Raw genomic sequence first — 26,139 nt, 5'->3', positions numbered from 1 at the left:
CTCATATATAAATGTATGTTCTTTGAAAACTAGATAACAGTGTAGCTCATATTTTTTTAATTTTAGTTTGGTTAAGTTAGAAAGGGCGCACGGTGGATGCCTTGACACTAGGAGTCGATGAAGGACGGGACTAACGCCGATATGCTTCGGGGAGCTGTAAGTAAGCTTTGATCCGAAGATTTCCGAATGGGGAAACCCACCATACGTAATGGTATGGTATCCTTACCTGAATACATAGGGTAAGGAAGACAGACCCAGGGAACTGAAACATCTAAGTACCTGGAGGAAGAGAAAGCAAATGCGATTTCCTGAGTAGCGGCGAGCGAAACGGAACATAGCCCAAACCAAGAGGCTTGCCTCTTGGGGTTGTAGGACATTCTATACGGAGTTACAAAGGAACGAGGTAGACGAAGCGACCTGGAAAGGTCCGTCGTAGAGGGTAACAACCCCGTAGTCGAAACTTCGTTCTCTCTTGAATGTATCCTGAGTACGGCGGAACACGTGAAATTCCGTCGGAATCTGGGAGGACCATCTCCCAAGGCTAAATACTCCCTAGTGATCGATAGTGAACCAGTACCGTGAGGGAAAGGTGAAAAGCACCCCGGAAGGGGAGTGAAAGAGATCCTGAAACCGTGTGCCTACAAATAGTCAGAGCCCGTTAATGGGTGATGGCGTGCCTTTTGTAGAATGAACCGGCGAGTTACGATCCCGTGCGAGGTTAAGCTGAAGAGGCGGAGCCGCAGCGAAAGCGAGTCTGAATAGGGCGTTTAGTACGTGGTCGTAGACCCGAAACCAGGTGATCTACCCATGTCCAGGGTGAAGTTCAGGTAACACTGAATGGAGGCCCGAACCCACGCACGTTGAAAAGTGCGGGGATGAGGTGTGGGTAGCGGAGAAATTCCAATCGAACCTGGAGATAGCTGGTTCTCCCCGAAATAGCTTTAGGGCTAGCCTTAAGTGTAAGAGTCTTGGAGGTAGAGCACTGATTGAACTAGGGGTCCTCATCGGATTACCGAATTCAGTCAAACTCCGAATGCCAATGACTTATCCTTAGGAGTCAGACTGCGAGTGATAAGATCCGTAGTCAAGAGGGAAACAGCCCAGATCGCCAGCTAAGGTCCCAAAGTGTGTATTAAGTGGAAAAGGATGTGGAGTTGCTTAGACAACTAGGATGTTGGCTTAGAAGCAGCCACCATTTAAAGAGTGCGTAATAGCTCACTAGTCGAGTGACTCTGCGCCGAAAATGTACCGGGGCTAAATACACCACCGAAGCTGCGAATTGATACCAATGGTATCAGTGGTAGGGGAGCGTTCTAAGTGCAGTGAAGTCAGACCGGAAGGACTGGTGGAGCGCTTAGAAGTGAGAATGCCGGTATGAGTAGCGAAAGACGGGTGAGAATCCCGTCCACCGAATGCCTAAGGTTTCCTGAGGAAGGCTCGTCCGCTCAGGGTTAGTCAGGACCTAAGCCGAGGCCGACAGGCGTAGGCGATGGACAACAGGTTGATATTCCTGTACCACCTCTTTATCGTTTGAGCAATGGAGGGACGCAGAAGGATAGAAGAAGCGTGCGATTGGTTGTGCACGTCCAAGCAGTTAGGCTGATAAGTAGGCAAATCCGCTTATCGTGAAGGCTGAGCTGTGATGGGGAAGCTCCTTATGGAGCGAAGTCTTTGATTCCCCGCTGCCAAGAAAAGCTTCTAGCGAGATAAAAGGTGCCTGTACCGCAAACCGACACAGGTAGGCGAGGAGAGAATCCTAAGGTGTGCGAGAGAACTCTGGTTAAGGAACTCGGCAAAATGACCCCGTAACTTCGGGAGAAGGGGTGCTTTCTTAACGGAAAGCCGCAGTGAATAGGCCCAAGCGACTGTTTAGCAAAAACACAGGTCTCTGCGAAGCCGTAAGGCGAAGTATAGGGGCTGACACCTGCCCGGTGCTGGAAGGTTAAGGAGAGGGGTTAGCGTAAGCGAAGCTCTGAACTGAAGCCCCAGTAAACGGCGGCCGTAACTATAACGGTCCTAAGGTAGCGAAATTCCTTGTCGGGTAAGTTCCGACCCGCACGAAAGGTGTAACGATTTGGGCACTGTCTCAACCAGAGACTCGGTGAAATTATAGTACCTGTGAAGATGCAGGTTACCCGCGACAGGACGGAAAGACCCCGTGGAGCTTTACTGTAGCCTGATATTGAATTTTGGTACATTTTGTACAGGATAGGCGGGAGCCATTGAAACCGGAGCGCTAGCTTCGGTGGAGGCGCTGGTGGGATACCGCCCTGAATGTATTGAAATTCTAACCTACGGGTCTTATCGACCCGGGAGACAGTGTCAGGTGGGCAGTTTGACTGGGGCGGTCGCCTCCTAAAGTGTAACGGAGGCGCCCAAAGGTTCCCTCAGAATGGTTGGAAATCATTCGTAGAGTGCAAAGGCATAAGGGAGCTTGACTGCGAGACCTACAAGTCGAGCAGGGACGAAAGTCGGGCTTAGTGATCCGGTGGTTCCGCATGGAAGGGCCATCGCTCAACGGATAAAAGCTACCCCGGGGATAACAGGCTTATCTCCCCCAAGAGTCCACATCGACGGGGAGGTTTGGCACCTCGATGTCGGCTCATCGCATCCTGGGGCTGTAGTCGGTCCCAAGGGTTGGGCTGTTCGCCCATTAAAGCGGTACGCGAGCTGGGTTCAGAACGTCGTGAGACAGTTCGGTCCCTATCCGTCGTGGGCGTAGGAAATTTGAGAGGAGCTGTCCTTAGTACGAGAGGACCGGGATGGACGCACCGCTGGTGTACCAGTTGTTCTGCCAAGGGCATAGCTGGGTAGCTATGTGCGGAAGGGATAAGTGCTGAAAGCATCTAAGCATGAAGCCCCCCTCAAGATGAGATTTCCCATAGCGTAAGCTAGTAAGATCCCTGAAAGATGATCAGGTTGATAGGTTCGAGGTGGAAGCATGGTGACATGTGGAGCTGACGAATACTAATAGATCGAGGACTTAACCATATAATATGAAGCAATGTTATCTAGTTTTGAAAGAATATAAAAAACTTGTTGACTTTAAAAGTTAAATAAGTTATGATGATTCTTGTCTTAAATGAATACAGTCTGGTAATGATGGCAGAGAGGTCACACCCGTTCCCATACCGAACACGGAAGTTAAGCTCTCTAGCGCCGATGGTAGTTGGGACCTTGTCCCTGTGAGAGTAGGACGTTGCCAGGCAAATGGAGGATTAGCTCAGCTGGGAGAGCACCTGCCTTACAAGCAGGGGGTCGGCGGTTCGATCCCGTCATCCTCCACCATTTAGCCGACTTAGCTCAATTGGTAGAGCAACTGACTTGTAATCAGTAGGTTGGGGGTTCAAGTCCTCTAGTCGGCACCAGAAAATCATGGCGGTTGTGGCGAAGTGGTTAACGCACCGGATTGTGGCTCCGGCATTCGTGGGTTCGATTCCCATCAGTCGCCCCATTTTTCTTTTAAAATTAATATGCGGGTGTGGCGGAACTGGCAGACGCACTAGACTTAGGATCTAGCGCCTTTGGCGTGGGGGTTCGACTCCCTTCACCCGCACTTTTAATAAAATAACTCATACATGTCTTGCGGAAGTAGTTCAGTGGTAGAATACAACCTTGCCAAGGTTGGGGTCGCGGGTTCGAATCCCGTCTTCCGCTCCAATTTTCAATATGACATGCCGGGGTGGCGGAACAGGCAGACGCACAGGACTTAAAATCCTGCGGTGGGTGACCACCGTGCGGGTTCGACCCCCGCCCTCGGCACCATATGCGCCCGTAGCTCAATTGGATAGAGCGTTTGACTACGGATCAAGAGGTTAGGGGTTCGACTCCTCTCGGGCGCGCTTTTATTAACGGGAAGTGGCTCAGCTTGGTAGAGCACCTGGTTTGGGACCAGGGGGTCGCAGGTTCAAATCCTGTCTTCCCGATTTTCCAAAAACATGGGGCCTTAGCTCAGCTGGGAGAGCGCCTGCCTTGCACGCAGGAGGTCAGCGGTTCGATCCCGCTAGGCTCCACTTATTTTAATATCTTTTATGGCGGTGTAGCTCAGCTGGCTAGAGCGTACGGTTCATACCCGTGAGGTCGGGGGTTCGATCCCCTCCGCCGCTACCATAAAGGACCTTTAGCTCAGCTGGTTAGAGCAGACGGCTCATAACCGTCCGGTCGTAGGTTCGAGTCCTACAAGGTCCACCACTAAAGCTTTATATCTCGGAGGTATACCCAAGTTCGGCTGAAGGGATCGGTCTTGAAAACCGACAGGCGGCGAGAGTCGCGCGGGGGTTCGAATCCCTCTACCTCCTCCATTTTTCTAAATTAAATATTTTATCATCGCGGGGTGGAGCAGCACGGTAGCTCGTCGGGCTCATAACCCGAAGGTCGCAGGTTCAAATCCTGTCCCCGCAACCAAATGGTCCCGTGGTGTAGTGGTTAACATGCCTGCCTGTCACGCAGGAGATCGCCGGTTCGACCCCGGTCGGGACCGCCATTTTTTTTACATAAAGGCTCGGTAGCTCAGTCGGTAGAGCAGAGGACTGAAAATCCTCGTGTCGGCGGTTCGATTCCGTCCCGAGCCACCATTTTGAAGTCGCAAGCCGACTTAGCTCAACTGGTAGAGCAACTGACTTGTAATCAGTAGGTTGGGGGTTCAAGTCCTCTAGTCGGCACCACTTTCAAAATGAGCCATTAGCTCAGTTGGTAGAGCATCTGACTTTTAATCAGAGGGTCGAAGGTTCGAATCCTTCATGGCTCACCATTTACAATTTAATGCGGGTGTAGTTTAGTGGTAAAACAAGAGCCTTCCAAGCTCTGGTCGAGAGTTCGATTCTCTTCACCCGCTTTTCAATTATGGGCCTATAGCTCAGCTGGTTAGAGCGCACGCCTGATAAGCGTGAGGTCGATGGTTCGAGTCCATTTAGGCCCACCATAATTATTCCGCAGTAGCTCAGTGGTAGAGCTATCGGCTGTTAACCGATCGGTCGTAGGTTCGAGTCCTACCTGCGGAGCCATATTATAGAGAAGTACCCAAGTGGCTCAAGGGGCTCCCCTGCTAAGGGAGTAGATCGCGAACGCGGTGCGAGGGTTCGAATCCCTTCTTCTCTGCCAGAATTGGCCCGTTGGTCAAGTGGTTAAGACACCGCCCTTTCACGGCGGTAACACGGGTTCGAATCCCGTACGGGTCATACTAAAAGAGATAGCATAATCTGCTATCTCTTTTTTGTTGTGTAAAAGTGGACTTTGGGTAGTCTGCTTTTTTTATGGAATAAAAGAAAGATGAAGTATTCGCTGTTACAGTTGGAAATACAGAGAGCCGTAAGTATAATCATGCTGTTTACCTTGACCTGTATGAATATGAAGGAATGTTCACTTAACAAATCATACTCAATTTGAATTTTTATCTCAGCCGTATGGCTACAGCCTCCTGCACTTGGATGCACCGATAAAAATACATCCGGGAGTAGAAATGCTTATTAGATACAGAAATGCTATCCTTTCCTATGATTTTACAGAAAGAATAGCGTATTTTTTATTTTAGGGGATATTTTGTTGGATAAGAGAAATGTAACATAAAAAGGAAAATAAAAAAATTTGCTGAAAGTAATAGGTAATTAGAAGAATGAGGAGGTTTACTGTTATGTCTGAACAATTACTACAAAATATGGTGGTTAAGGAATTGGATGAGATGAAGTTAGTAGGATTTCGAGTATTATGTCCAGGAGACCAATTTATAAAAGAAATACCTAAAACATCAATGCTTTTGAATAAACGTATTAACGAAATTAAACAGGTAATGAATCCAGCTATTCAAGTTGGAGCTTTTGTTGTAAATGAATGTTCTAATGAAAAAGAAGGTTATTGGGTTTGTGTTCAGGTTAAAGGGTATGAAGCTATTCCGAAGGGGATGGTAATGTTAACGGTTCCTCCCCAAAAGTATGCCGTATTAAAGTATAAGGGTCCAAATACTAATATCATGAGTGCTTATAATGATTTACATAAATGGATAGAAAAAAAGAGATACTCAAGGTCATTAACGAAATGGCACTTAGAAATATATCATAGCTGGGAAGATCCTAAGGAATTAGTTGTAGAGTTATTAGATACAGTTGAATAATAAAAATTGAAATATGGGTCGCTTAACCAAAGAATGCTTTAATTGAGCTTTTTAATATTGAAATTGCTGTATTAGGAGCTACTGCGGAAAATAAATAGAAAAAAGTTGTCTTTCAATAGGTGATCTACTGGAGACAGCTTTTTTACGCTGCTATTATTGTCGGTTTTTGTCGGTAAGTCGATATTCCTTGTCGAATCGTTGATATATTTTGAGTTGCGGTAGATATATTCTAAAAATCGTTGATATATGTAAAAAATCGCCGATATAATTTCACTTATCGACAAAAACATAAGAAAAAACCTTTCACAATCTAAAGAAAACGCCTCCATCGAAATGGATTCCACACCTATTCCATCAACTTTACACTCTATGTGAAAAAGTTCACAAATAGGTCATAATTTGTGAAGTAATTCACAATGATACGTGCTACAATATGAATGTAAAGAAGTTAAACAACATTAAATTAGTATTTTAATTAATTACTTAAACAATCATAAAAAAATATATGTGAACAATAGAGAGGGGAAATTAACATGAAAAAAGGTATCAATCGTGTAGTATTAGTAGGAACAGGAGCTGTAGGTTGTAGTTACGCTTACTCAATGATCAACCAAGGTGTAGCTGAAGAATTCGTATTAGTAGATGTTAATGAAGCAAAAGCAGAAGGGGAAGCAATGGACTTAAGCCATGCGGTACCATTCTCTCCATCACCAACAAAAGTTTGGAGCGGTAGCTATGCAGATTGTAAAGATGCAGATTTAGTTGTTATCACTGCTGGATTACCACAAAAGCCAGGTGAAACTCGTTTAGACTTAGTTGAGAAAAATACAAAGATCTTTAAACAAATCGTTCGCGGCATTATGGATAGCGGATTCGATGGAATCTTCTTAATCGCAACAAACCCAGTTGACATTTTAACTTACGTAACTTGGAAAGAATCTGGATTACCAAAAGAGCGCGTAATCGGTTCTGGTACTACTTTAGACTCTGCTCGTTTCCGTTACATGTTAGGTGACTACTTAGATGTAGATCCACGTAACGTTCATGCTTACATCGTTGGTGAGCACGGTGACACTGAACTTCCAGTATGGAGCCATGCTACTGTAGGTGTACAAAAACTAGAAACAATCTTAGCTAACAACGAGCAGTACAATCAAGAGGACTTAGATAAAATCTTCGAAAATGTACGCGATGCAGCTTATCATATCATCGAACGTAAAGGTGCAACTTACTACGGAATCGGTATGTCACTACTTCGTGTAACTAAAGCAATCTTAAGCAACGAGAACAGCGTATTAACTGTATCGGCATACCTTGAAGGTCAATATGGTGAGAAAGATGCTTTCGTAGGTGTTCCAGCTGTTATTAACCGCGAAGGTGTACGTGAAATCGTAGAACTTGAGCTAAATGAAGAAGAAAAAGCGAAATTCGCTCATTCTGTAAAAGTATTAAAAGAAACAATGGCACCAGTACTATAATAATTGCTAAATAATTCAGAGGCGGGAAACTGCTTCCTACCTCTGAGTTTTTATATAACTTAATATAAATTCCTTTTCCGGTTTCCCTTGTATATCCCCAATATACCCCTTTTGCTGGATAAGGGTCGTTTATAGAAAAGAGCACTCTACTTTTATGTAGAGTGCTCTTTATTATCCCGCTATTTGCCGGGCAGTAAGACCCCCACCTCAAAATGCAACGAAAGCAAAGAAGGTAGGTGGGGGATCAACTGCCCGTAAAAGCCCGATTGGTGAGGGCTGATTAAAGTTTCACTTTATCATTTTTTAGGCGTTAATCCTAATTTCTTTAAAATATCTGCAAGTGTACCGCTTTTTGATTTTTCAACAGGCGTTTGTGATTTAGATGCATCTGGACCTTTTTTCAAGAAGTTCTTTTCAACGAAACGAATATCTTTTTCGTCGACAATGCCATCTTTGTTAAGGTCGCCGTCTTTCACTGATAGTCCTTTTTTACCATAGTTGCTAGCGATAATTTCAGCATCTTTTATATCAATTACTTTATCTCCATTTACATCACCGGCAAGATTTTCATCAGGTCGTGCATAATAATATTGACCAAGCAGCTTACCATCTTTTTCAGTACCTAGTTTTGTAGTTAGTCGGCTTGTTAAATGTCCTGGAACCTCCACGTATAAGTTATAATCACGTTTATTAACAGGAAGTCCATTCAATTTGAAGTAACCGTATTTATCAAGTGAGCCTTCAAACTTATGACGGTAAGAATCTGTTGCATATACTTTTACACCAAGCTTTGTATAATCGAATTTCTCATCTAAATATCCACGTTCATTTAAGGATGCACCAGGTTTAATATTTCCTTCTACTTTTGAGTTTAAAGACATAACTGAGAATGTTTGATCTTGAAGTACACGCATTCTGTTTGGCTCTGATTCACCTTGTTTCCAGTAAACGAACACTGGTAAATCTAATTGAGCATTTGCTTCATAAAACTCATCATTTTCTACTTTGAAAGTTACATCAATGAACGGGAAATCACCATCTAATCCAGCGAAGTTTTTGTCATCGATAGCGCCGCCTACTGTAACAGAACCTTCTTCTAGTTTCGGTTCATTTACTTTTGCAGTTACCCCTTTTTCAGAAAGGAGTTTTTCAAAAGCAGGATTCAATTTCGCATTTGCAAATTTGAAGTTCTTCTCTAGGAATTTTACGTTAAATTCTCCAGATACAAATTGTTTTACATGTTTCGCATTTAGTGTCACAGTGAATTCATCATCTTTATATAATTCTTTTTTATCATAGCTAGCTTTCGCATATTGAGCACCTTGCGGGATAAACCAATAGTTATTTACACCGCTCGGGTAGTCAGGGCCTGCAGTTGCATAATCGAAAATATATAAGCCTGTGTTCATTGGTCCTTCCACTTTAAAGGATTCAGGAGTAATGCCAACTTTAAAGTCACCATTTGCATTAATAGGTAAAAACTTATGCAAGTATGGAGAGTAGTCATAGTACATAACGCCATTCGCTTCTTGCGTAATATTTAACCCTTTTCCTTTTAAGTAGTCAACGTTCGAATCATACACATTTCCTTTAATCCATAACGCTTTTTTACCGTCTTCTACTGTGTAGTTTTCTTCATTTAATTCATAAATACCAGGCTGTAATCCAGTTAATTTCACTTCTGGTGGTGTATTATCAATTACGACGTAATCGCCTTTCACACGTGCCTTCCCGGCTTTATCATAGCCAACAAATTCAATTGTGTAATCTCCTTCAGGTAAGTCGATTTTCTCATCACCAATTGGTTTTGCAGGATCATTTGTAAAAGGATACACTCTGCCGTTAAAGAATGAATCTAAGTAGTAATACACATCCGTTTTTAGTCCACTCGTGTTTAATGTTCCGATGAAGCCGAGCGCTTTATTTGTTTTTGAGTCTTTCACGATAAGATCTAACGTTTCAAGTTCGCTGTTTAATTGGAATGCCCCGTGAACATATGATTCACGGTATGGATTGAATGTAGATGTATCAGTTGAGATTGTTTTTCTTGATAATAGTGCATTTTCAATACCAGGCTCTGACACACGAATAGAGAAAGGAATTTGATACGTTTCTTCTTTATTTTTCGTGTTTGTAATATGAATATATCCTTCATATCGACCTTGCTTTGCACCAGCTGGAATATTAATTTTTGCTTCAATTTCATCTGATTTACCAGCATCAATCGTAATTGTTTCAGAAGTAGAAATTTTTACACCGTTTGCGGTAGCGTCGTTAATGGCAGAAGAAGCTGGTGTATAAGAAATTTCTGTTTTAAATTCTTTCTTCTCTTGTTTATTGCGGTTTTCAATTTTAATTTTTCGTTTTTGTTCAAGAGATTCTCCGTCTTTTTGATAGTACTTACCGAATGCAATGGATCCAGTTTCTTCAGGTACTTCAATCACTTCATCATTTACAATTGTTTTTGTCGTATCTAACACTTTAAAACTTGTTTCCGTGTGAACAGAGTTATAAGCATCTACTCGTCCAGCTCCCACTTCATATACGGAATACTTTTCTTTTAAATCATCAGCTGTGTTCATAAGAGATGCTTTTACATCGAATGGAGAGTATTCTGGATGTTCTTGCAAAATAAGAGCAGCAACGCCAGCGATATGAGGAGATGCCATGGATGTTCCTTGCATACGTTCATAGGAAACATCGTAGTTTTCACCTTCTTGTGGGTCGTTAATATATTCAGGTACTGTTGAAAGTACCGCAACACCAGGCGCTGTAATATCAGGTTTAATATCATCATTTGATGTAACAGGGCCGCGTGAGCTAAAGTCTGCAAGATGGTCGCCTTCTGTTTGAATGTAATTGATTTCATCGAAAGTTAAGGATGTTTTGCCTTGTTCAATTTGAACTTTTAGTTTTTCACCATCTTCTTTCGTTAGGCGGAATGCTGGAATGTATTTTGTACTTTCGCCAATGTAGTAAGGGATTTCTCCATCCACATTGTTATAAATAATAACTGCTTTTGCACCAGCTTGTTTCGCATTTGCGATCTTTTCATCAAATGAGATTGTACCACGCATAACGAGTGCGATTTTTCCTTTTACATCCTTTTTACTAAACTCGTCAGGAGTACCGATCCCTACAGATTCAATAGGGAGAGATTGTCCTTTGAAATCTTCTATTTTATCAGTGAAGTTTTTGCCGAATAAAATTAGGTTAGGGAATTGTAATTGCCCAGCATGACCAGATAGTTTCGGTAAGGACATAGAGCTATCACTTGCTCCAACTGTAATAGCAAATGGAGAAGCACCAGGTGATCCGAGTGTCGCTGGATTTGGACCAGAGTTCCCAGCAGCAACGACTGTAACAACGCCCGAAAGCATTGCGTTATTAACAGCGATAGACGTTGGGTCAAGCGGATTGTTGCTATCGTCACCTAACGATAAGTTAATGACGTTCATACCGTCAGAAATAGATTTATCGATTGCAGCAATAATACCAGAACTATCGCCGCTTCCATAAGGACCGAGTACACGATAGTTATACAGTTCAATGTCAGGTGCAACACCTTTTACTGCGGAATCTGATTTATTTTTCTTTTGAGCAGAAACGATACCTGCTACGTGAGTACCATGCGCAGTATAGAAGGAAGAACCACGATCATCAAATTCAGGAGCGCCAGATTGTTGCCACTCTGTATAAGTTGTTTCCATCGGATCTGCATCGTTATTAATAAAGTCCCAACCTTTTACGGAGTTTGGGTCTACCTTACTAGAATCTTCACCCGATTTTGCGCGATAGCCTTTATACACGTCTTTTAAGTCAGGGTGATTGTAATCAATACCTGTATCTAATACACCAACTTTAATTCCTTTTCCGGTAATGCCCTCGCTATGTAACTTATCTACCCCAATTTGCGGAATGCTATCTGTTAGTTTTCGAGGTGCTTTCTGCTCTGCTTGTTTTGGTAAATTTAATTTCACTTCGTAATTTTTCCAAATACGTTTTACAACGCCAATTCGTAACAATTCTTCAACTGTATTTGCAGGTAATGTCAGCGCAACACCGTTTATAGCATGTTTATAAGAACGTTTAATTTGCACAGACTGGAAATTCCCTGATTTTACTGATGGGCTAAATTGATAAAGGCGTTTGAGTCCTTTTTGGAATTCCTCATGCTCTTGATCAATACGTGCTTTTATATTTTCAGGAGCAGCTTGTAACCCTTTTTCTTTTTGTTTTAATTCATTAATCTTTACTGGTGCAGTTTGAAATTCTACAATGATATTCACTGGTTCAGAACTACTCGTATTAATATCTGGTGAAATAGTAAAACCAGGATTGGCATCTAACGTTTGTAATGCTTGGCGCTGTTCTTTAGAAAGTTTTGATAGTAAAGACTGGGCGTTTGAAGAGTCCATTTGGTTAATAGGGTTTTCGGCAAGTACATTGAACGGAAGGGCAGTTGAAAATAGAACACCAGCCGTCACAATTCCGGTAACAAAACGATTTTTCTTTTTCATGTATAGGCCTCCGATAATTTATATTTTAAAAATTATTTCTCCACGCCTGGTGTTTGTTCTGCATGGAATGCCCAATTTAGTTGTAAGGAATCACCCTGGAATTTATTTTGATCTTGGTCGTTATCTTCAAAGGAGAAGAGAACGTGTAAATAATCTGTTTCACCAGACTTAATACCGTCTATTAAGTTATGACGTTCTAGAGAAGTAGCTACATCCTCAGGTTTCATAGTCTTTAATTCTGATAGTTTTGTTTCCCACAAAATTTCATGATCATCGTTTGGATTAGATGGCTTTCCATCATTCACTAAAAATTTGACGGTGATGTGATCACCTAAATCTTCACCATCATTATTTTGCTTTGCATCTGTAACTTCATAGGATGTTTCAAGTGCTACTTTTGCAATATCTAATGTTCCTTTGTTTTCAAGCTTGAAATTTCTTTCAATCAAATCACCTGGTTTTAAATCTTTCACATTAACAATTACGCTGGGGTTAATAGAAAGATCTAGTGTACCAGCTTGAAATGAGTTACTAGATGTTTCAGAATCACTGAAATAGGCGAATACACCGCCAAATGTAAGGGATAAGCCAAGTGAAGCTGTAACAACTCCCATTCCAACTTTTTGTTTTAATGACATAAGAAAGCCTCCTAGTTAAATTTTTATGGTGACAGTTCGTAACAAGGATAAATAAGTAAACACAGTAGTCCGCTATGAATTGTAGCTACGAAAAGCCGATGTTCTTTATTGAGAACAAGTATATGCTTATGAATTTTCCATTTCAATAAAATTGTGACAAAAAATGTTGAGAAACATTTTTTTATGACAGATTATTTTGTTACGATTTTGAGTGATAAATAACGAGTAAAATAGGATCAATCTAATGAAATAAAGGTTGAGAAATAAATAATAGGATGAAAGACTAGTAGGAAATGAAGCGTTTGCAATGAATATTCGTCAAAATTCGATATTTTACACAGTAAATTTGAATATTTTAAGCGAAATTAAAGAAAAAAACGAATATTTTTTAAAAAATAACAAGGATATTTCAGTTTTTCGCAGAAATGATAAAGAGTAAAAAATTTCTGTCATCTTAGTGAGGTGAACATATTGGATGTAATAAATTGTGAAGAAGTGAAACGAGATGAGTTTCATACAGAAAAGTACTATGACAGTTATAACATCTTTGGGGCACATATTGTGACGGAAGATGGGATGCGAGGTGTACGATTCACAGTATGGGCTCCTCATGCGAAAGCAATGAGTGTTGTTGGAGATTTTAATGAATGGGATTATGAGCAACATAAGATGCTACAAGTGACAGAAGAGGGGATTTGGTCCTTGTTTGTACCGCATATTGAAGAGAATGAGATATATAAGTATGCGATTGAAACGATGGATGGTGACGTTATTTTAAAAGCAGATCCTTACGCAGTATATGCAGAAGTAAGACCAAATACGGCATCTGTAGTTTTTGATATAGAGGGATATGAATGGAATGATAAAAACTGGATTCGTAAGAGAAAGAAAAAATCGATTTATAAAGAAGCGATGACAGTTTATGAATTACATTTCGGTTCTTGGAAAAAGAAAGAAGATGGCGCTCTGTATTCTTATAGAGAAATGGCCGAGGAGCTCATTCCGTATGTGGTGGAACATCAATTTACACATATTGAAATTATGCCGCTTGTTGAGCATCCATATGATCGCTCTTGGGGATATCAAGGGACGGGATATTATGCAGCGACAAGTAGATTCGGCACGCCACATGATTTGATGTATTTTGTCGATGAATGTCATAAATATGGAATCGGTGTCATTTTAGATTGGGTGCCGGGGCATTTTTGTAAAGATGCTCACGGTTTATATTTGTTTGATGGGACACCGACTTATGAATATAAAGATATAGATGTACAAGAAAACCTAGTATGGGGAACTGTTAATTTTGATTTAGGGAAGAGGGAAGTACGTAATTTCTTAATTTCAAATGCGTTATTTTGGATGAAGTATTTCCACATTGACGGTTTCAGGGTGGATGCAGTTGCGAATATGCTGTACTGGAATAAAGAAGGACAAGAGCAAAGTAATGAGCACGCTGTTTCATTTTTACGAGAGTTAAATGAAGCGGTGTTTGCAGAAGATGAAGATTTTCTTATGACAGCAGAAGATTCAACAGCTTGGCCACTTGTAACAGCTCCAACGTATGAAGGTGGGCTTGGGTTCAATTACAAATGGAATATGGGCTGGATGAATGATGTGCTGAAATATATGGAGTGTGCGCCTGAGTACAGGAAGTATATTCATGAGAAAATGACGTTCTCTTTAATATATGCTTACTCTGAAAATTTCATATTACCGCTTTCTCATGATGAAGTCGTTCATGGGAAAAAGTCGTTATTAAATAAAATGCCAGGAGATTACTGGGATAAGTTTGCTCAACTTCGTTTATTATATGGATATTTCTTTACTCATCCAGGTAAGAAATTACTCTTTATGGGTGGAGAATTCGGGCAGTTTGATGAGTGGAAAGACCTTGAAGATTTAGATTGGAATTTACATGATTTTGAAATGCATCGTTATATGCATGATTACTTTAAAGAGCTCATAGCATTGTATAAGCGCTCCAAACCACTTTGGCAGCTTGATCATTCACCTGAAGGATTTCAGTGGATAGATGCTAATAATCATGAGCAAAGTATTTTCTCGTTTATCCGCCAAGGGGATAAACAAGAAGATGCGTTAGTTGTCGTATGTAATTTTACGAAAGCTACATATGAAAACTATAAAGTAGGTTTGCCAGATTTCGAGTATTATAACGAGATTTTAAACAGTGACGCTGAGCAATATGGCGGATCGGGGCAAGTGAATAAGAAACGTCTCAAGACGATTCAAGAACCGTATCATAATCAAGCGGCGCATGTAGAAATTACAATTCCACCATTTGGCGTATCCATATTACGACCAGTGAAGACGAGAAAGGGGAGTAAAAAACAAGATGGCTCAAAAACAAAAGTGCGTAGCAATGTTACTAGCAGGGGGAAAAGGTAGTCGATTAAGTGCATTAACAAAAAATTTAGCCAAGCCAGCTGTTCCATTTGGTGGTAAATATCGCATTATTGATTTTACGCTAAGCAACTGTGCGAATTCTGGTATTGAAACGGTTGGGATTTTAACGCAATATCAACCACTTGAACTTCATAATTATATCGGAATCGGCAATGCTTGGGATTTAGACCGAGTAAGCGGTGGAGTCACAGTATTACCTCCTTATGCGGAGTCTTCAGGTGTGAAGTGGTACACAGGTACGGCCAGTGCCATTTATCAAAACTTAAACTATTTAAGTCAGTATGAACCAGAGTATGTTCTGATTTTATCAGGCGACCATATTTATAAAATGGATTACAGTAAAATGCTAGATTACCATATTGAGAAAGAAGCGGACGTTTCGATTTCTGTTATTGAAGTGCCGTGGGATGAAGCGAGTCGTTTCGGTATTATGAATACGAACGAAGAGATGGAGATTGTTGAATTTGAAGAGAAACCGCAATTTCCAAGAAGTAATCTTGCATCAATGGGAATTTATATTTTTAACTGGGCAATTTTGAAAGAGTATTTAGAGATGGATGCAAGAAATCCTGAATCTAGTAATGATTTCGGAAAAGATGTACTTCCGCTTTTATTAGATGAAGGGAAAAAGCTGATGGCGTATCCATTCGAAGGATATTGGAAAGATGTTGGAACGGTGAAAAGCTTATGGGAAGCGAATATGGATTTACTTCGCGATGAAACATCGCTGAATTTAAACGATCGTAATTGGCGTATTTATTCTGTGAATCCAAATGAGCCACCTCAATATATTGCAGAAAAGGCAAAAGTAGAAGAATCACTTATTAACGAAGGATGCGTCATTGAAGGGGATGTGAAGCATTCTGTATTATTCCAAGGGGTGACGGTGGAAGAAGGTAGTATGGTTATTGATTCTGTCGTTATGCCAGGAGCGAAGATTGGTAAAAATGTTGTGATTGAAAGAGCGATTGTTGGATCGGAAATGGTTATTGAAGATGGAACAATTATTCGTCCAGAAAAAAATGTCGACGATGTAGTACTTATTGCTGAAGGGAAATAGAAAAGGGGGATGAAATGAATGGGAGAAAAAATGTTAGGAATTATTAATGCAACGGGAAGTTTTCCTTCCTTAAAGAAAGTAACAGGGCATCGTTCATTAGCGGCGTTACCGTTTGGGGGCCGTTACCGACTCATTGATTTCATGCTTTCAAATATGGTGAATTCTAATATTCATAGTGTAGCGGTTTTTACAAGTCATAAAAACCGTTCACTAATGGACCATGTTGGTTCAGGAAAACAGTGGGATTTAGATAGAAAAAGAGACGGACTGTTTTTATTCCCGCCAAATTGCCAATGTGACCAAGATGAATTTGGGTCTTTTGCACATTTTAGAAGACATATTGATTATTTTTTAAGAGCTAGAGAAGAATACGTTGTTATTACGAATAGCCATCTCGTAACAGCATTAAATTTTCAAGGGGTGTTAGAGCGACATATACATACGGCAGCTGATATTACTGAAGTTTGCCATGAAGGGGTTTCGCTTCAAACATACGTGTTAAAGAAACAATTATTGTTAGATTTATTTGAGACATATAAAGATGTGGAGCAATACAGTTTATTTGATGTAGTGAGAGAAAAGCGCGGAAAATCACTGCATATTGCTACGTATGAGCATACAGGTTATGTAGCTATTATTGATTCGATTGAAAGTTACTATAAACATAGTTTAGAAATTTTGCAGCCTGCTATTTGGAAGCAATTATTTAAGAAAGAAGCACCGATCTTTACGAAAGTAAAAGATGAACCACCAACTCGTTACCTGAAGGGTGCAGCCGTGAAAAATACAATGATTGCAAACGGCAGTATTATTGAAGGAGAAGTAGAAAATAGTGTTATCTCCCGTTCTGTTAAAATTGGAAAAGGTTCAATTGTTCGTAATAGTATTATTATGCAAAAGAGCAAAATTGGAGATAACTGTATAATAGACGGTGTTATTATTGATAAAGACGTGAAAATTGGTGACGGTGTTGTACTAAAAGGAAACGCCGATGAGCCATACGTTATCGAAAAAGGAAGCGTTCAAAACAGTACGATTAATAGTTATTCGTGAACTACTCGCCACTTAGCAAAGCTTGAAGTGGGAGCTTCTCAGTTCCACGACGAAAGTAACCTTTCGTCTCCCTGAGCGTTACTTCGGGGTGTTCCACCCCTAGATGTCCAACGCTTGGACGCCCTTTTCGTACGGTTGATATTTTACGCAGGAACCGAATATGGCTTGGTTTTCGCACTCTATTTTCTTCCTGCAACCTTCTATATCAAGTTATCAAAGAACTTCATATAGTTAGTTTATCAAAAGTTTTTGGCTATGCCAAACCGAAATTCATCTCCCACCTACCGTTGGGCTATTGCCCTTCACACGGTTGAGGAAGGAGAATTCTTTCGGTAAATTCGTTAAAAAGATCAGTGGGGGTTTTTCCTCCACTGATTAAAGCATTCATTCAAATGAAAACTCGAAGGGAGGAAGCTGCAAGGGAAGTCATATAAGCTTTTCGTGCAGTGGGACAACAAGTGAATATTTTATTTGCAGTATCAGAATGTGTACCATTTGTTAAATCGGGAGGATTAGCTGATGTAGCAGGTGCGCTCCCAAAAGAGCTGAAAAAATTAGGTGTGGACGTTCGTATTATACTTCCAAATTATAGTCTTATTCCGCAAAAATTAAGGGATGGATGTACGTTACATAAAGTAATTAACGTCCCGCTTGGGTGGAGAAATCAATATTGCGGAATTTTAAAAGGTGAGCAAGACGGGATTACGTACTACTTAATAGATAATGAATATTATTTTAAGAGAGATTCTCTATATGGTCATTATGATGACGGAGAGCGTTTTTCTTATTTTTCGAAAGCAGTTTTAGAGTGTATTCCGCATCTTGATTTCGAAGTGGATGTTCTTCATAGCCACGATTGGCATACAGCTATGGTGAATTTCTTACTGCGTGAAAAGTATCAAGATAATCCATTATATGAGCATATTAAAACGGTGTATACGATTCATAACTTGCAGTTCCAAGGTGTATTTCCTCCTGAAGTGATGTACGACTTGTTAGAACTTGGTGATGAATATTTTCATAGTGAGCAGCTAGAGTTTTATGGAAATGTGAACTTTATGAAGGGTGGAATTATCGCTTCTGATCAAATTACAGCGGTTAGCCCGACATACAAAGAGGAAATTCAATATGAGTTTTTCGGTGAGAAGTTAGATGGATTGTTACGAAAAAATAATGGTAAGCTTAGCGGTATCGTAAATGGAATTGATACGAGCGTATATAATCCAAAAACGGATTCGTATATTACTGCTCAGTATGATGCAGAGTCATTAGAGGAAAAGAATGAAAATAAACGCGCATTGCAGCGTTATTTTGGTTTGCCAGAAAAAGAAGATACACCAATTATTTCGATGGTAACGAGATTAACGAAGCAAAAAGGTCTTGATTTAGTACGTACTGTATTCCGCGAAATAATGGAGGAAGATGTGCAATGTATTATTTTAGGATCAGGTGATTCTGAATATGAACAATTCTTTGAGTGGATGGCATACGAGTATCCTGAGAAGGTAAAAGTGTATATCGGATTTAATGAAGAGTTAGCTCACCAAGTGTATGCGGGAAGTGATTTATTCTTAATGCCATCACTATTTGAACCGTGTGGACTTGGACAACTTATCGCATTAGCGTACGGTACAATTCCGATTGTAAGAGAGACAGGCGGATTAAATGATACAGTACAATCTTATGACGAAGAAACTGGAGAAGGAAATGGTTTCAGTTTCACGAACTTTAATGCACATGACATGTTGCACACGGTTCTTCGTGCAATTGAATTTTATCATGATAAACCGGTATGGAAGCAGCTTGTAAAACAAGCGATGACTGAAGATTATAGCTGGGAGAAATCAGCTCTTGCTTATAAGAAATTGTATAAAAGTCTCATGGAATAACATGTAGGTGGTGAAGAAATGTTTACTCATGTTGAAAGCTTCAAATCAGCTTTTCTAGAAAAGTTAGAGACGATGTATGGGAAAAGTTTCAAAGATTCTACAACTCGTGACCAATACAATACGCTTGGGTACATGGTGCGTGAGTATATGAATAGTCAATGGATCGCAACGAACGAAAGTTATCGATCTGGAGAGCAAAAGCAAATGTATTACTTATCCATTGAGTTTTTACTTGGGCGTTTGCTTGGAAGTAACATATTAAATTTAGGCATCAGGGATGTATGTGAGCAAGGACTTTCTGAGCTTGGGATTTCTTTGCAACAGTTAGAAGAGGTGGAAGCAGATGCAGGTCTTGGAAATGGTGGACTTGGACGATTAGCAGCCTGTTTCCTTGATTCACTTGCATCTTTAAACTTACCAGGTCATGGCTGTGGAATTCGTTACAAACACGGCTTATTTGATCAAAAAATTGTTGATGGTTATCAAGTTGAGTTTCCAGAACAGTGGCTTCTTCATGAAAACGTATGGGAAGTAAGAAGGCATGATCAAGCTGTAGAAGTAAGTTATTTCGGCAATGTTGAACCGCTATACATTGACGGGCGTTTAGAGTTCAGGCATACGAATGCAGAAGTGATTATGGCAGTACCATATGACGTTCCAGTAGTAGGTTATGAGACGAGTACTGTAAATACACTCAGACTTTGGAATGCTGAGCCAGTTCCTTTCCCGCAAAATTGCAAAGATATTTTGAAATATAAGCGTGAAACAGAGGCGGTATCGGAGTTTTTATATCCAGATGATACGCATGATGAGGGGAAAATACTTCGTTTGAAACAACAGTATTTCCTCGTATCAGCAAGTTTGCAAAATATCGTTCGTATGCATAGAGAAAGATATGGTGACCTTCGTCAATTACATGAGAAAATTGCGATTCATATTAATGATACACATCCAGTTTTGGCGATTCCAGAACTAATGCGTATTTTATTAGATGAAGAAAAACTAGCATGGGAAGATGCTTGGCACATAACGACGCAAACGATTTCTTATACGAATCATACGACGTTATCAGAAGCGCTTGAGAAGTGGCCAATTCACATTTTTAAACCGTTATTACCGAGAATTTATATGATTATTGAAGAGATTAATGAACGTTTCTGTCATGAACTTTGGGAACGTTATCCATATGAATGGCATCGTATTGAAGAGATGGCGATTATTGCGCATGATCTTGTGAAAATGGCTCATTTAGCAATTGTCGGTAGCCATAGCGTAAATGGTGTAGCAAAAATTCATACGGAAATTTTAAAGCAACGTGAAATGCGATTGTTTTATGAGTTTTATCCAGATAAGTTTAATAATAAAACGAATGGAATCGCTCATAGACGCTGGTTAATGAAGGCGAATCCGCAGCTGACGAACCTTATTTCAGAGGCGATTGGAACAGAGTGGAAGAAAGAACCGATTAAGCTTCAAGCGCTGCAAACAGTTCAATACGATGCGAGTTTCCAAGAGAAATTTGCAGAGGTAAAGCAAGAGCGTAAAGAGATTTTAGCGGAGCGTATTCATAATAAAATGGGGATTACAATTGATCCTAATTCTATTTTTGATGTGCAAGTAAAAAGACTACATGCTTACAAACGACAACTATTAAACGTTCTTCATATTTTATATTTGTATAACCGTTTGAAAGAGGATGCTAGTTTTACATTTTATCCGCGTACTTTTATCTTTGGAGCGAAAGCATCACCTGGCTATTACTATGCAAAAAAAATTATTAAATTAATCAATGAGCTCGCAAGGAAAGTGAATAATGATCCGTATGTGAGTCAATATATGAAAGTTATCTTTCTAGAAAACTACCGAGTTTCTTTAGCAGAAGATATATTCCCAGCTGCGGATGTGAGTGAGCAAATTTCAACTGCGAGTAAAGAAGCATCAGGAACAGGGAATATGAAATTTATGATGAATGGTGCGATTACACTCGGAACGTTAGACGGAGCTAATGTTGAAATAAAAGACCGGGTCGGTGATGATAACTGTTTCATTTTTGGCTTAACAGCGGAAGAGGTTCTTCATTACTATCAAAATGGTGGATATCGTGCAAGTGATTATTATCACCACAATATGCATATTAAAAAGGTAGTAGATCAGTTAACGAATGGTTTCTTTGCACATTCGGGAGCTGAATTTGAAGCGATTTATGATTCTCTCGTAATTCAAAATGATGAATACTTCGTTCTGCGAGATTTTGGTCCATATGCGGAAAGGCAAGAAGCTGTTGGTAGAGCGTATGAAAACCGAACGAAGTGGCTAGAAATGTCGATTTTAAATATTGCACAGTCTGGTCATTTTGCGAGTGATCGAACGATTTTACAGTATAGTAATGAGATTTGGAGTATTGGTAATACGGTTACACAGTATTAAGTGAAAGTCCCTTTTGAAGGGACTTTTATTCATGAATACAAAGTGTATTCATGAATAAAAGAGGAATATAATCACTTAAAAAACCGAGCTTAATCTCATTAAGCTCGGTTTTCTTTTTTTGCTTAAGAAAGAAATGGGATAGCGGTATATATGATACCTGTTCCACCATATTCTCCCGTCGCAAAGTATGAAAATGTAAAGAAACCTGTAAACGTAAAAATTACAATGAGAAAAAGTGCAAAGATAAATTTTAGCATGCAAGGTCCCCTCATCCAAAAATAACTTCATATATTATTATAGTATAAGGATATAGGGTTTCCAATCATTACCTGGTTAAAAATGAGAAGTCAGACATGTTTTGTATGTTGTCATGGCATGATTATTTGTAATAGATTTTGTGTTTTTTGTAAATGTCATGTTGTGATGAACGTGTGCATATTCCCAGTCTTGGTCATTAAAATGGACATTGCGCGGAGGGAGAAGAGGAACGACATCAAATAGATTAACGAAGCGAAAGCTACTAGCTACTTGTAGTTTATAATAATTGCGAAATGCAATATCTCCGACTTTTGGAGAGGCAAATGTATAAAGACCGTACTGTGCAAAGGCAGTGTTTATACGCGCATCGAGTATATGTAATGTGGCGAGCGCGCCGCCTAAGCTATGACCTGTTGCAAGAAGTTTTTTATGGGCTGGTAGTGATACGAGCATATCCATAATAGAATCTCGGCAAGATTCATAAATGGAAAGAAAGCCGTTATGGACATTCCCGCTGTTTAAAGCATATGGGTATGGTTTTTGGTTAACGAGTGAATCGATAATCCAGTCTGTATCTGTTTGTGTCCCGCGAAAAGCTACAATAATCGTATCCTCAGATTCTAGTATGAATCCGAACCATTCTGTCGTTTGAATGGTTTTTCCTTGAAAGCCTTGTACATATTGAAAACCATCCGGTATTTCGAAAATCCCATTTTGTTTATATTGTTCATACGTTAACTCACAACAAGAAGCTAACAATATGGCAGTATCTTTATCGAAGGATAAAGGAGTACGCATTAAGGAAGCCCTCCTTAAGAAAAGGTATAGTTCAATATATGCAGTGAGGGACTTGATTCATTCTTTTGGAGGGGGCAAATAGTTTGTATCGCGTATCTAAATTAGTGGATGAAATTATAGCGACTTATGGACGAATCATGCCAAAATAAAACAGCACCCCATAAGGGCACTGTTTACTCTTTTCCATCTAATAAACGTCCAAGTCCGCCTAAAACGCTGCCTTCACCGCTGTTTTGAGCTGCTGGGCTTGTAAGGCGTGCTGCTAAACGGCTAAGTGTTAAGGACTGAATCCAAACCGTTCCAGGACCTTCTAACGTTGCGAAGAATAAACCTTCGCCGCCAAATAGAGCTGTTTTTACTTTTCCAACGAACTCGATATCGTAGTTAACGTCTTTTGTCATGGCAACGAGACAACCTGTATCGATGCGAAGTCTTTCGCCAGGTTTTAATTCACGCTTATATACAGTTCCTCCTGCATGCATGAAAGCGAGTCCATCACCTTCAAGTTTCTGCATGATGAAACCTTCACCACCGAAGAAACCAGTTCCAATTTTTTTCGTAAACTCAATTCCGATAGAAACGCCCTTTGCTGCACAAAGAAACGCGTCTTTTTGACAAACGACTTTTCCTTGATATTGTGTTAAATCAACAGGGATGATTTTTCCTGGATAAGGAGCGGCGAATGATACGTGGCGCTTGCCATGACCTGTATTTGTAAAGACAGTCATAAACATACTTTCACCTGTAACAAGACGCTTACCAGCGCCCATTAATTTACCGAATAGACCACTAGATGGGCCAGAACCATCACCGAAAATGGTTTCCATTTCGATATGATCTTCCATCATCATCATTGCGCCAGCCTCTGCGATAACGCTTTCTTCTGGATCTAATTCAATTTCAACAAACTGCATATCATCGCCATATAATTTATACTCGATTTCATGTGCTTGCATTTTTTCACCTCATCATATGTAGTAATTATATTGTACAGAAATCAAAGGAATTAGAATACTGTAGATTTGTTAATTTTTGAATAAAAATAGAATGAAAATTTAAGGTTATACTAGGATTATAAAAAACGATGGATTGAAAGTGTTCTCATTTGACGTTTTTGACATAGCATGATATAGTGAAAGAACTATTGAGCTACATAATGTGGTACGGAAATAAAGCACGTTGTATTAAAGGCTGTAAGCTTGTTATACATTCATGTCCTTTATATCCACCTTTTCATGTGGATTCATAGTTTCATTTTTATTTAGGAGGTACATGACATGCAAACAGGTAAAGTTAAATGGTTTAACGGCGAAAAAGGTTTTGGCTTCATCGAAGTTGAAGGCGGAGAAGACGTATTCGTACATTTCTCAGCTATCCAAGGCGACGGCTTCAAAACTTTAGAAGAAGGTCAAGAAGTTTCTTTCGAAATCGTTGAAGGAAACCGCGGACCACAAGCAGCTAACGTTACAAAAAACTAATTAGCTAGCGATAAAAAGCATTCCGAATTTCGGAATGCTTTTTTTTATTCTTTGGAACTTGACTCATTTGAAGATAGTTCGCCTTTGAAAGTACGCTCTTCAAAGTCATCGAGCATTTGTTCATATTCTTCATGATCTTCCGTAGCGAAAACTTGTGGGTTTTTCCCATACATATCTGTACCGATAAAGTTTTCGAAATCCTCTACGTAGCCTACATTTTCCTCGCTATTTACGTACATGCCATTATAGTTTTTTGAATCTTGTCTTTCTAAATCAGATGGTGTTTCAGACGTTCCGTAATTGGCAACATCTTGCCATGCATCTTCCGCATCGTATTCAACAGAATGATCTTCATCATGTTTGTGGAAAGAAGGAGACAACACTTCTTCTTCAACTGGTCGTGTATTCATATTTAACTTACTTGTCGTGTGCTGGATGCATGTTGTAGCGGTCGGCATTGCTTCTAATCTTTCAAATGGAATTTCTTCGCCAGACACTTCGCAAATGCCGTACGTACCTGCTTCTATTTTTTGTAGGGCATGTTTCGTATCTTCTAGCTGCTTATGCCAAAATTCGATGAGCCCGAAATCTTTTTCACGTTCGTACAATTCTGTAGCCATATCACCTGGATGATTGTCATAGCTAGATAATTCTCCAACAGAATCGCGTTCAGAAGCACGATCTGTATTCTCATGAGTTTGTATTGTTTGTTCAACTTCTTGCTGTTGTTTTTCTAAAATAGATTTAAATTGATTTATTTGTTGTGGAGTTAACATAGTCGTCCACCTTCCTACAAGTCAGTTTCTTTACATAGTATGAGCGTTGGAGGTGGGAATTATGAGCTGAAATTGGTATATGAAAAAGGAGCCGCGTCAGCAGCTCCTTTTTATCCCGCATTAACGGGCAGATGATTAAAGTTTCACTTTATAGGAAATATCCAAGCAATAATCCGATTCCCATAAGGAGACCGAAGATTGTATTTGTTTTTGCTGTTGCAATCATCGCAGGTACCATTTCCATTGGAATACTTTTACCGATAAAGCCTTTCGTCGCTTTCAATGCTTTCGGTGCACTTAAAAATACGATAAGCATCCATGGTGATACGATGTTAACGATAATTAGAGCGATTGTCCAAATATAAGAAACGATGAACATAGAAGCAAGTACACCAACAGCTCTTTCACGTCCAACGAGAATTGCTAACGTTTTACGACCGTTCTCTTTATCGCCATCTAAGTCACGAATGTTATTAGCTAGTAAAATGGCACCAATTAAAATGGAGCTTGGAATAGATAATAAAATGACTTCGGATGTTACAGTTCCAGTTTGAATAAAGAATGAAATCCCAATAATAATGACACCCATAAATAATCCGGCTGTTAACTCTCCAAATGGTGTATAGGCAATTGGAAGTGGGCCACCTGTATAAAGGTAGGCAACGGCCATACAAACAAGACCGATTGCAGCAAGCCACCAGCTAGAATTCATACAAATATAAACACCTAATAGTATTGCGATGCCGAAAAATCCAAATGCTAAGTTAAGCACTGTTTTCGGCTGAATGCCATCGCGAACGATAGCGCCGCCGATACCAACTGACCCTTCGTGATCGAGTCCTCTTTTATAATCAAAGTATTCATTAAACATGTTTGTTGCTGCTTGAATGAGAAGACAAGCGAGAAGCATCATAAGGAAAAGAGGGAGATGTATTTGATTTATACCTCCGACCTGCATCGCATAGGCTGTTCCGATGAAAACAGGAACGAAAGCTGCTGTTAATGTATGGGGACGTAGTAAACTCCACCAAATGCGCCAGCCGGTTTGCTTACTTGGCTTTGGCGCCGTAGGAGAGGAATTCGTTTCGACGTTCATTTCCATGTTGAATCCTCCTTTGGTCACATATTGTACACAACTAAGTGTAGAAAAAGCATCATTTAGTGTCAACGTTTATTTTCTAGGAAGAGAAGGTGAATTTCTCAGAAATGCTAAACGTTGACAGGCCTTTCG

The 26,139-nt window shown here is 40.0% G+C and carries 15 protein-coding genes, 22 tRNA genes, 2 rRNA genes and 1 pseudogene; 32 read left to right on the top strand and 8 right to left on the bottom strand.

Features of this window, described 5'->3' with window-relative positions:
- Positions 1-69: 69 nt before the first annotated feature.
- The 24 genes from J0835_RS24110 (at position 70) to J0835_RS23995 (ending at position 5,177) form a co-directional block, all read left to right on the top strand.
- Positions 70-2,991: ribosomal RNA gene (locus J0835_RS24110) — 23S ribosomal RNA — on the top strand.
- A gap of 101 nt (positions 2,992-3,092) precedes the next feature.
- Positions 3,093-3,208: ribosomal RNA gene (gene rrf / locus J0835_RS24105) — 5S ribosomal RNA — on the top strand.
- A gap of 4 nt (positions 3,209-3,212) precedes the next feature.
- Positions 3,213-3,288 (top strand) — tRNA-Val (locus tag J0835_RS24100).
- A gap of 4 nt (positions 3,289-3,292) precedes the next feature.
- Positions 3,293-3,368, top strand: a tRNA-Thr gene (locus tag J0835_RS24095).
- Between the two features lie 10 nt (positions 3,369-3,378).
- Positions 3,379-3,454: transfer RNA gene (locus tag J0835_RS24090), tRNA-His, on the top strand.
- A gap of 21 nt (positions 3,455-3,475) precedes the next feature.
- Positions 3,476-3,556: transfer RNA gene (locus J0835_RS24085), tRNA-Leu, on the top strand.
- Positions 3,557-3,585: 29 nt separating this feature from the next.
- A tRNA-Gly gene (locus tag J0835_RS24080) sits at positions 3,586-3,660 on the top strand.
- A gap of 16 nt (positions 3,661-3,676) precedes the next feature.
- Positions 3,677-3,765 (top strand) — tRNA-Leu (locus tag J0835_RS24075).
- A 3-nt stretch (positions 3,766-3,768) separates the two neighbouring features.
- Positions 3,769-3,842 (top strand) — tRNA-Arg (locus J0835_RS24070).
- Positions 3,843-3,852: 10 nt separating this feature from the next.
- A tRNA-Pro gene (locus J0835_RS24065) sits at positions 3,853-3,926 on the top strand.
- A gap of 14 nt (positions 3,927-3,940) precedes the next feature.
- Positions 3,941-4,013: transfer RNA gene (locus J0835_RS24060), tRNA-Ala, on the top strand.
- 20 nt (positions 4,014-4,033) lie between these two features.
- Positions 4,034-4,110, top strand: a tRNA-Met gene (locus J0835_RS24055).
- Positions 4,111-4,114: 4 nt separating this feature from the next.
- Positions 4,115-4,191: transfer RNA gene (locus tag J0835_RS24050), tRNA-Ile, on the top strand.
- Between the two features lie 17 nt (positions 4,192-4,208).
- A tRNA-Ser gene (locus J0835_RS24045) sits at positions 4,209-4,301 on the top strand.
- A 26-nt stretch (positions 4,302-4,327) separates the two neighbouring features.
- Positions 4,328-4,404: transfer RNA gene (locus J0835_RS24040), tRNA-Met, on the top strand.
- 3 nt (positions 4,405-4,407) lie between these two features.
- Positions 4,408-4,483: transfer RNA gene (locus J0835_RS24035), tRNA-Asp, on the top strand.
- A gap of 15 nt (positions 4,484-4,498) precedes the next feature.
- Positions 4,499-4,574, top strand: a tRNA-Phe gene (locus J0835_RS24030).
- Between the two features lie 14 nt (positions 4,575-4,588).
- Positions 4,589-4,664 (top strand) — tRNA-Thr (locus tag J0835_RS24025).
- Positions 4,665-4,674: 10 nt separating this feature from the next.
- Positions 4,675-4,750, top strand: a tRNA-Lys gene (locus J0835_RS24020).
- A gap of 13 nt (positions 4,751-4,763) precedes the next feature.
- Positions 4,764-4,834 (top strand) — tRNA-Gly (locus tag J0835_RS24015).
- A gap of 10 nt (positions 4,835-4,844) precedes the next feature.
- Positions 4,845-4,921, top strand: a tRNA-Ile gene (locus tag J0835_RS24010).
- Between the two features lie 7 nt (positions 4,922-4,928).
- Positions 4,929-5,003 (top strand) — tRNA-Asn (locus tag J0835_RS24005).
- 6 nt (positions 5,004-5,009) lie between these two features.
- A tRNA-Ser gene (locus J0835_RS24000) sits at positions 5,010-5,100 on the top strand.
- Positions 5,101-5,105: 5 nt separating this feature from the next.
- Positions 5,106-5,177: transfer RNA gene (locus J0835_RS23995), tRNA-Glu, on the top strand.
- A gap of 98 nt (positions 5,178-5,275) precedes the next feature.
- On the opposite strand, the pseudogene J0835_RS23990 reads toward J0835_RS23995, so the two are convergent.
- Positions 5,276-5,462, bottom strand: a pseudogene (locus tag J0835_RS23990) (IS4 family transposase); the annotation flags it as partial.
- Between the two features lie 167 nt (positions 5,463-5,629).
- On the opposite strand from J0835_RS23990, the gene J0835_RS23985 reads away from it, so the two are divergent.
- Both J0835_RS23985 and J0835_RS23980 read left to right on the top strand, forming a co-directional pair.
- On the top strand, positions 5,630-6,106 hold the full coding sequence (locus J0835_RS23985; protein ID WP_087982709.1) for a GyrI-like domain-containing protein: 477 nt from the start codon (positions 5,630-5,632) through the stop codon (positions 6,104-6,106).
- A gap of 533 nt (positions 6,107-6,639) precedes the next feature.
- Positions 6,640-7,584 (top strand): L-lactate dehydrogenase, encoded by a 945-nt coding sequence (locus tag J0835_RS23980; protein ID WP_000715348.1) that lies wholly within the window; start codon positions 6,640-6,642, stop codon positions 7,582-7,584.
- Positions 7,585-7,880: 296 nt separating this feature from the next.
- Here the strand turns inward: J0835_RS23980 and J0835_RS23975 are convergent, their stop codons facing one another.
- Together J0835_RS23975 and J0835_RS23970 are read right to left on the bottom strand one after the other, a co-directional pair.
- Positions 7,881-12,104 carry a S8 family serine peptidase gene (locus J0835_RS23975; protein ID WP_087982705.1) on the bottom strand — a complete coding sequence of 1,408 codons (4,224 nt, stop codon included), beginning with the start codon at positions 12,102-12,104 and terminating at the stop codon, positions 7,881-7,883.
- A 32-nt stretch (positions 12,105-12,136) separates the two neighbouring features.
- The gene (locus tag J0835_RS23970; protein ID WP_087982704.1) at positions 12,137-12,742 is read right to left on the bottom strand and encodes a CalY family protein; all 606 of its coding nucleotides are present in this window, start codon (positions 12,740-12,742) and stop codon (positions 12,137-12,139) included.
- A 471-nt stretch (positions 12,743-13,213) separates the two neighbouring features.
- Between J0835_RS23970 and glgB the strand changes: the two genes are divergently transcribed.
- From glgB to glgP, 5 genes are all read left to right on the top strand, one after another.
- The gene (glgB, locus tag J0835_RS23965) at positions 13,214-15,151 is read left to right on the top strand and encodes a 1,4-alpha-glucan branching protein GlgB (protein ID WP_087982702.1); all 1,938 of its coding nucleotides are present in this window, start codon (positions 13,214-13,216) and stop codon (positions 15,149-15,151) included.
- Complete coding sequence (gene glgC, locus J0835_RS23960) at positions 15,099-16,229, top strand: glucose-1-phosphate adenylyltransferase (protein ID WP_000057613.1); 1,131 nt, start codon at positions 15,099-15,101, stop codon at positions 16,227-16,229. The genes glgB and glgC overlap by 53 nt, the downstream gene beginning before the upstream one ends.
- Before the next feature lie 18 nt (positions 16,230-16,247).
- Entirely contained in the window at positions 16,248-17,282 is a 1,035-nt protein-coding gene (glgD, locus tag J0835_RS23955; RefSeq protein ID WP_087982700.1) for a glucose-1-phosphate adenylyltransferase subunit GlgD, read from the top strand.
- Positions 17,283-17,740: 458 nt separating this feature from the next.
- Complete coding sequence (gene glgA / locus J0835_RS23950; RefSeq protein ID WP_087982754.1) at positions 17,741-19,171, top strand: glycogen synthase GlgA; 1,431 nt, start codon at positions 17,741-17,743, stop codon at positions 19,169-19,171.
- An 18-nt stretch (positions 19,172-19,189) separates the two neighbouring features.
- The gene (gene glgP / locus J0835_RS23945; protein ID WP_087982698.1) at positions 19,190-21,598 is read left to right on the top strand and encodes a glycogen phosphorylase; all 2,409 of its coding nucleotides are present in this window, start codon (positions 19,190-19,192) and stop codon (positions 21,596-21,598) included.
- 122 nt (positions 21,599-21,720) lie between these two features.
- Here the strand turns inward: glgP and J0835_RS23940 are convergent, their stop codons facing one another.
- From J0835_RS23940 to J0835_RS23930, 3 genes are all read right to left on the bottom strand, one after another.
- On the bottom strand, positions 21,721-21,855 hold the full coding sequence (locus tag J0835_RS23940) for a hypothetical protein (protein WP_000911073.1): 135 nt from the start codon (positions 21,853-21,855) through the stop codon (positions 21,721-21,723).
- Between the two features lie 76 nt (positions 21,856-21,931).
- Complete coding sequence (locus J0835_RS23935; RefSeq protein WP_001260119.1) at positions 21,932-22,654, bottom strand: lipase family protein; 723 nt, start codon at positions 22,652-22,654, stop codon at positions 21,932-21,934.
- 173 nt (positions 22,655-22,827) lie between these two features.
- Positions 22,828-23,610 (bottom strand): TIGR00266 family protein, encoded by a 783-nt coding sequence (locus J0835_RS23930; RefSeq protein WP_001147830.1) that lies wholly within the window; start codon positions 23,608-23,610, stop codon positions 22,828-22,830.
- A gap of 321 nt (positions 23,611-23,931) precedes the next feature.
- Between J0835_RS23930 and cspD the strand changes: the two genes are divergently transcribed.
- Entirely contained in the window at positions 23,932-24,132 is a 201-nt protein-coding gene (gene cspD / locus J0835_RS23925; RefSeq protein ID WP_001193052.1) for a cold-shock protein CspD, read from the top strand.
- 44 nt (positions 24,133-24,176) lie between these two features.
- Here the strand turns inward: cspD and J0835_RS23920 are convergent, their stop codons facing one another.
- Positions 24,177-24,908 (bottom strand): yteA family sporulation protein, encoded by a 732-nt coding sequence (locus tag J0835_RS23920; protein WP_087982696.1) that lies wholly within the window; start codon positions 24,906-24,908, stop codon positions 24,177-24,179.
- A 148-nt stretch (positions 24,909-25,056) separates the two neighbouring features.
- Positions 25,057-26,010, bottom strand: coding sequence for a 1,4-dihydroxy-2-naphthoate polyprenyltransferase (locus tag J0835_RS23915; protein WP_000425755.1), 954 nt, complete (start codon positions 26,008-26,010; stop codon positions 25,057-25,059).
- Between the last annotated feature and the right edge of the window lie 129 nt (positions 26,011-26,139).

Source organism: Bacillus cereus group sp. Sample62, from assembly GCF_036851315.1.
In the GTDB taxonomy this organism is placed as follows: Bacteria; Bacillota; Bacilli; order Bacillales; family Bacillaceae_G; genus Bacillus_A; species Bacillus_A wiedmannii.
This window is presented reverse-complemented; position numbering and strand designations above follow the sequence as displayed.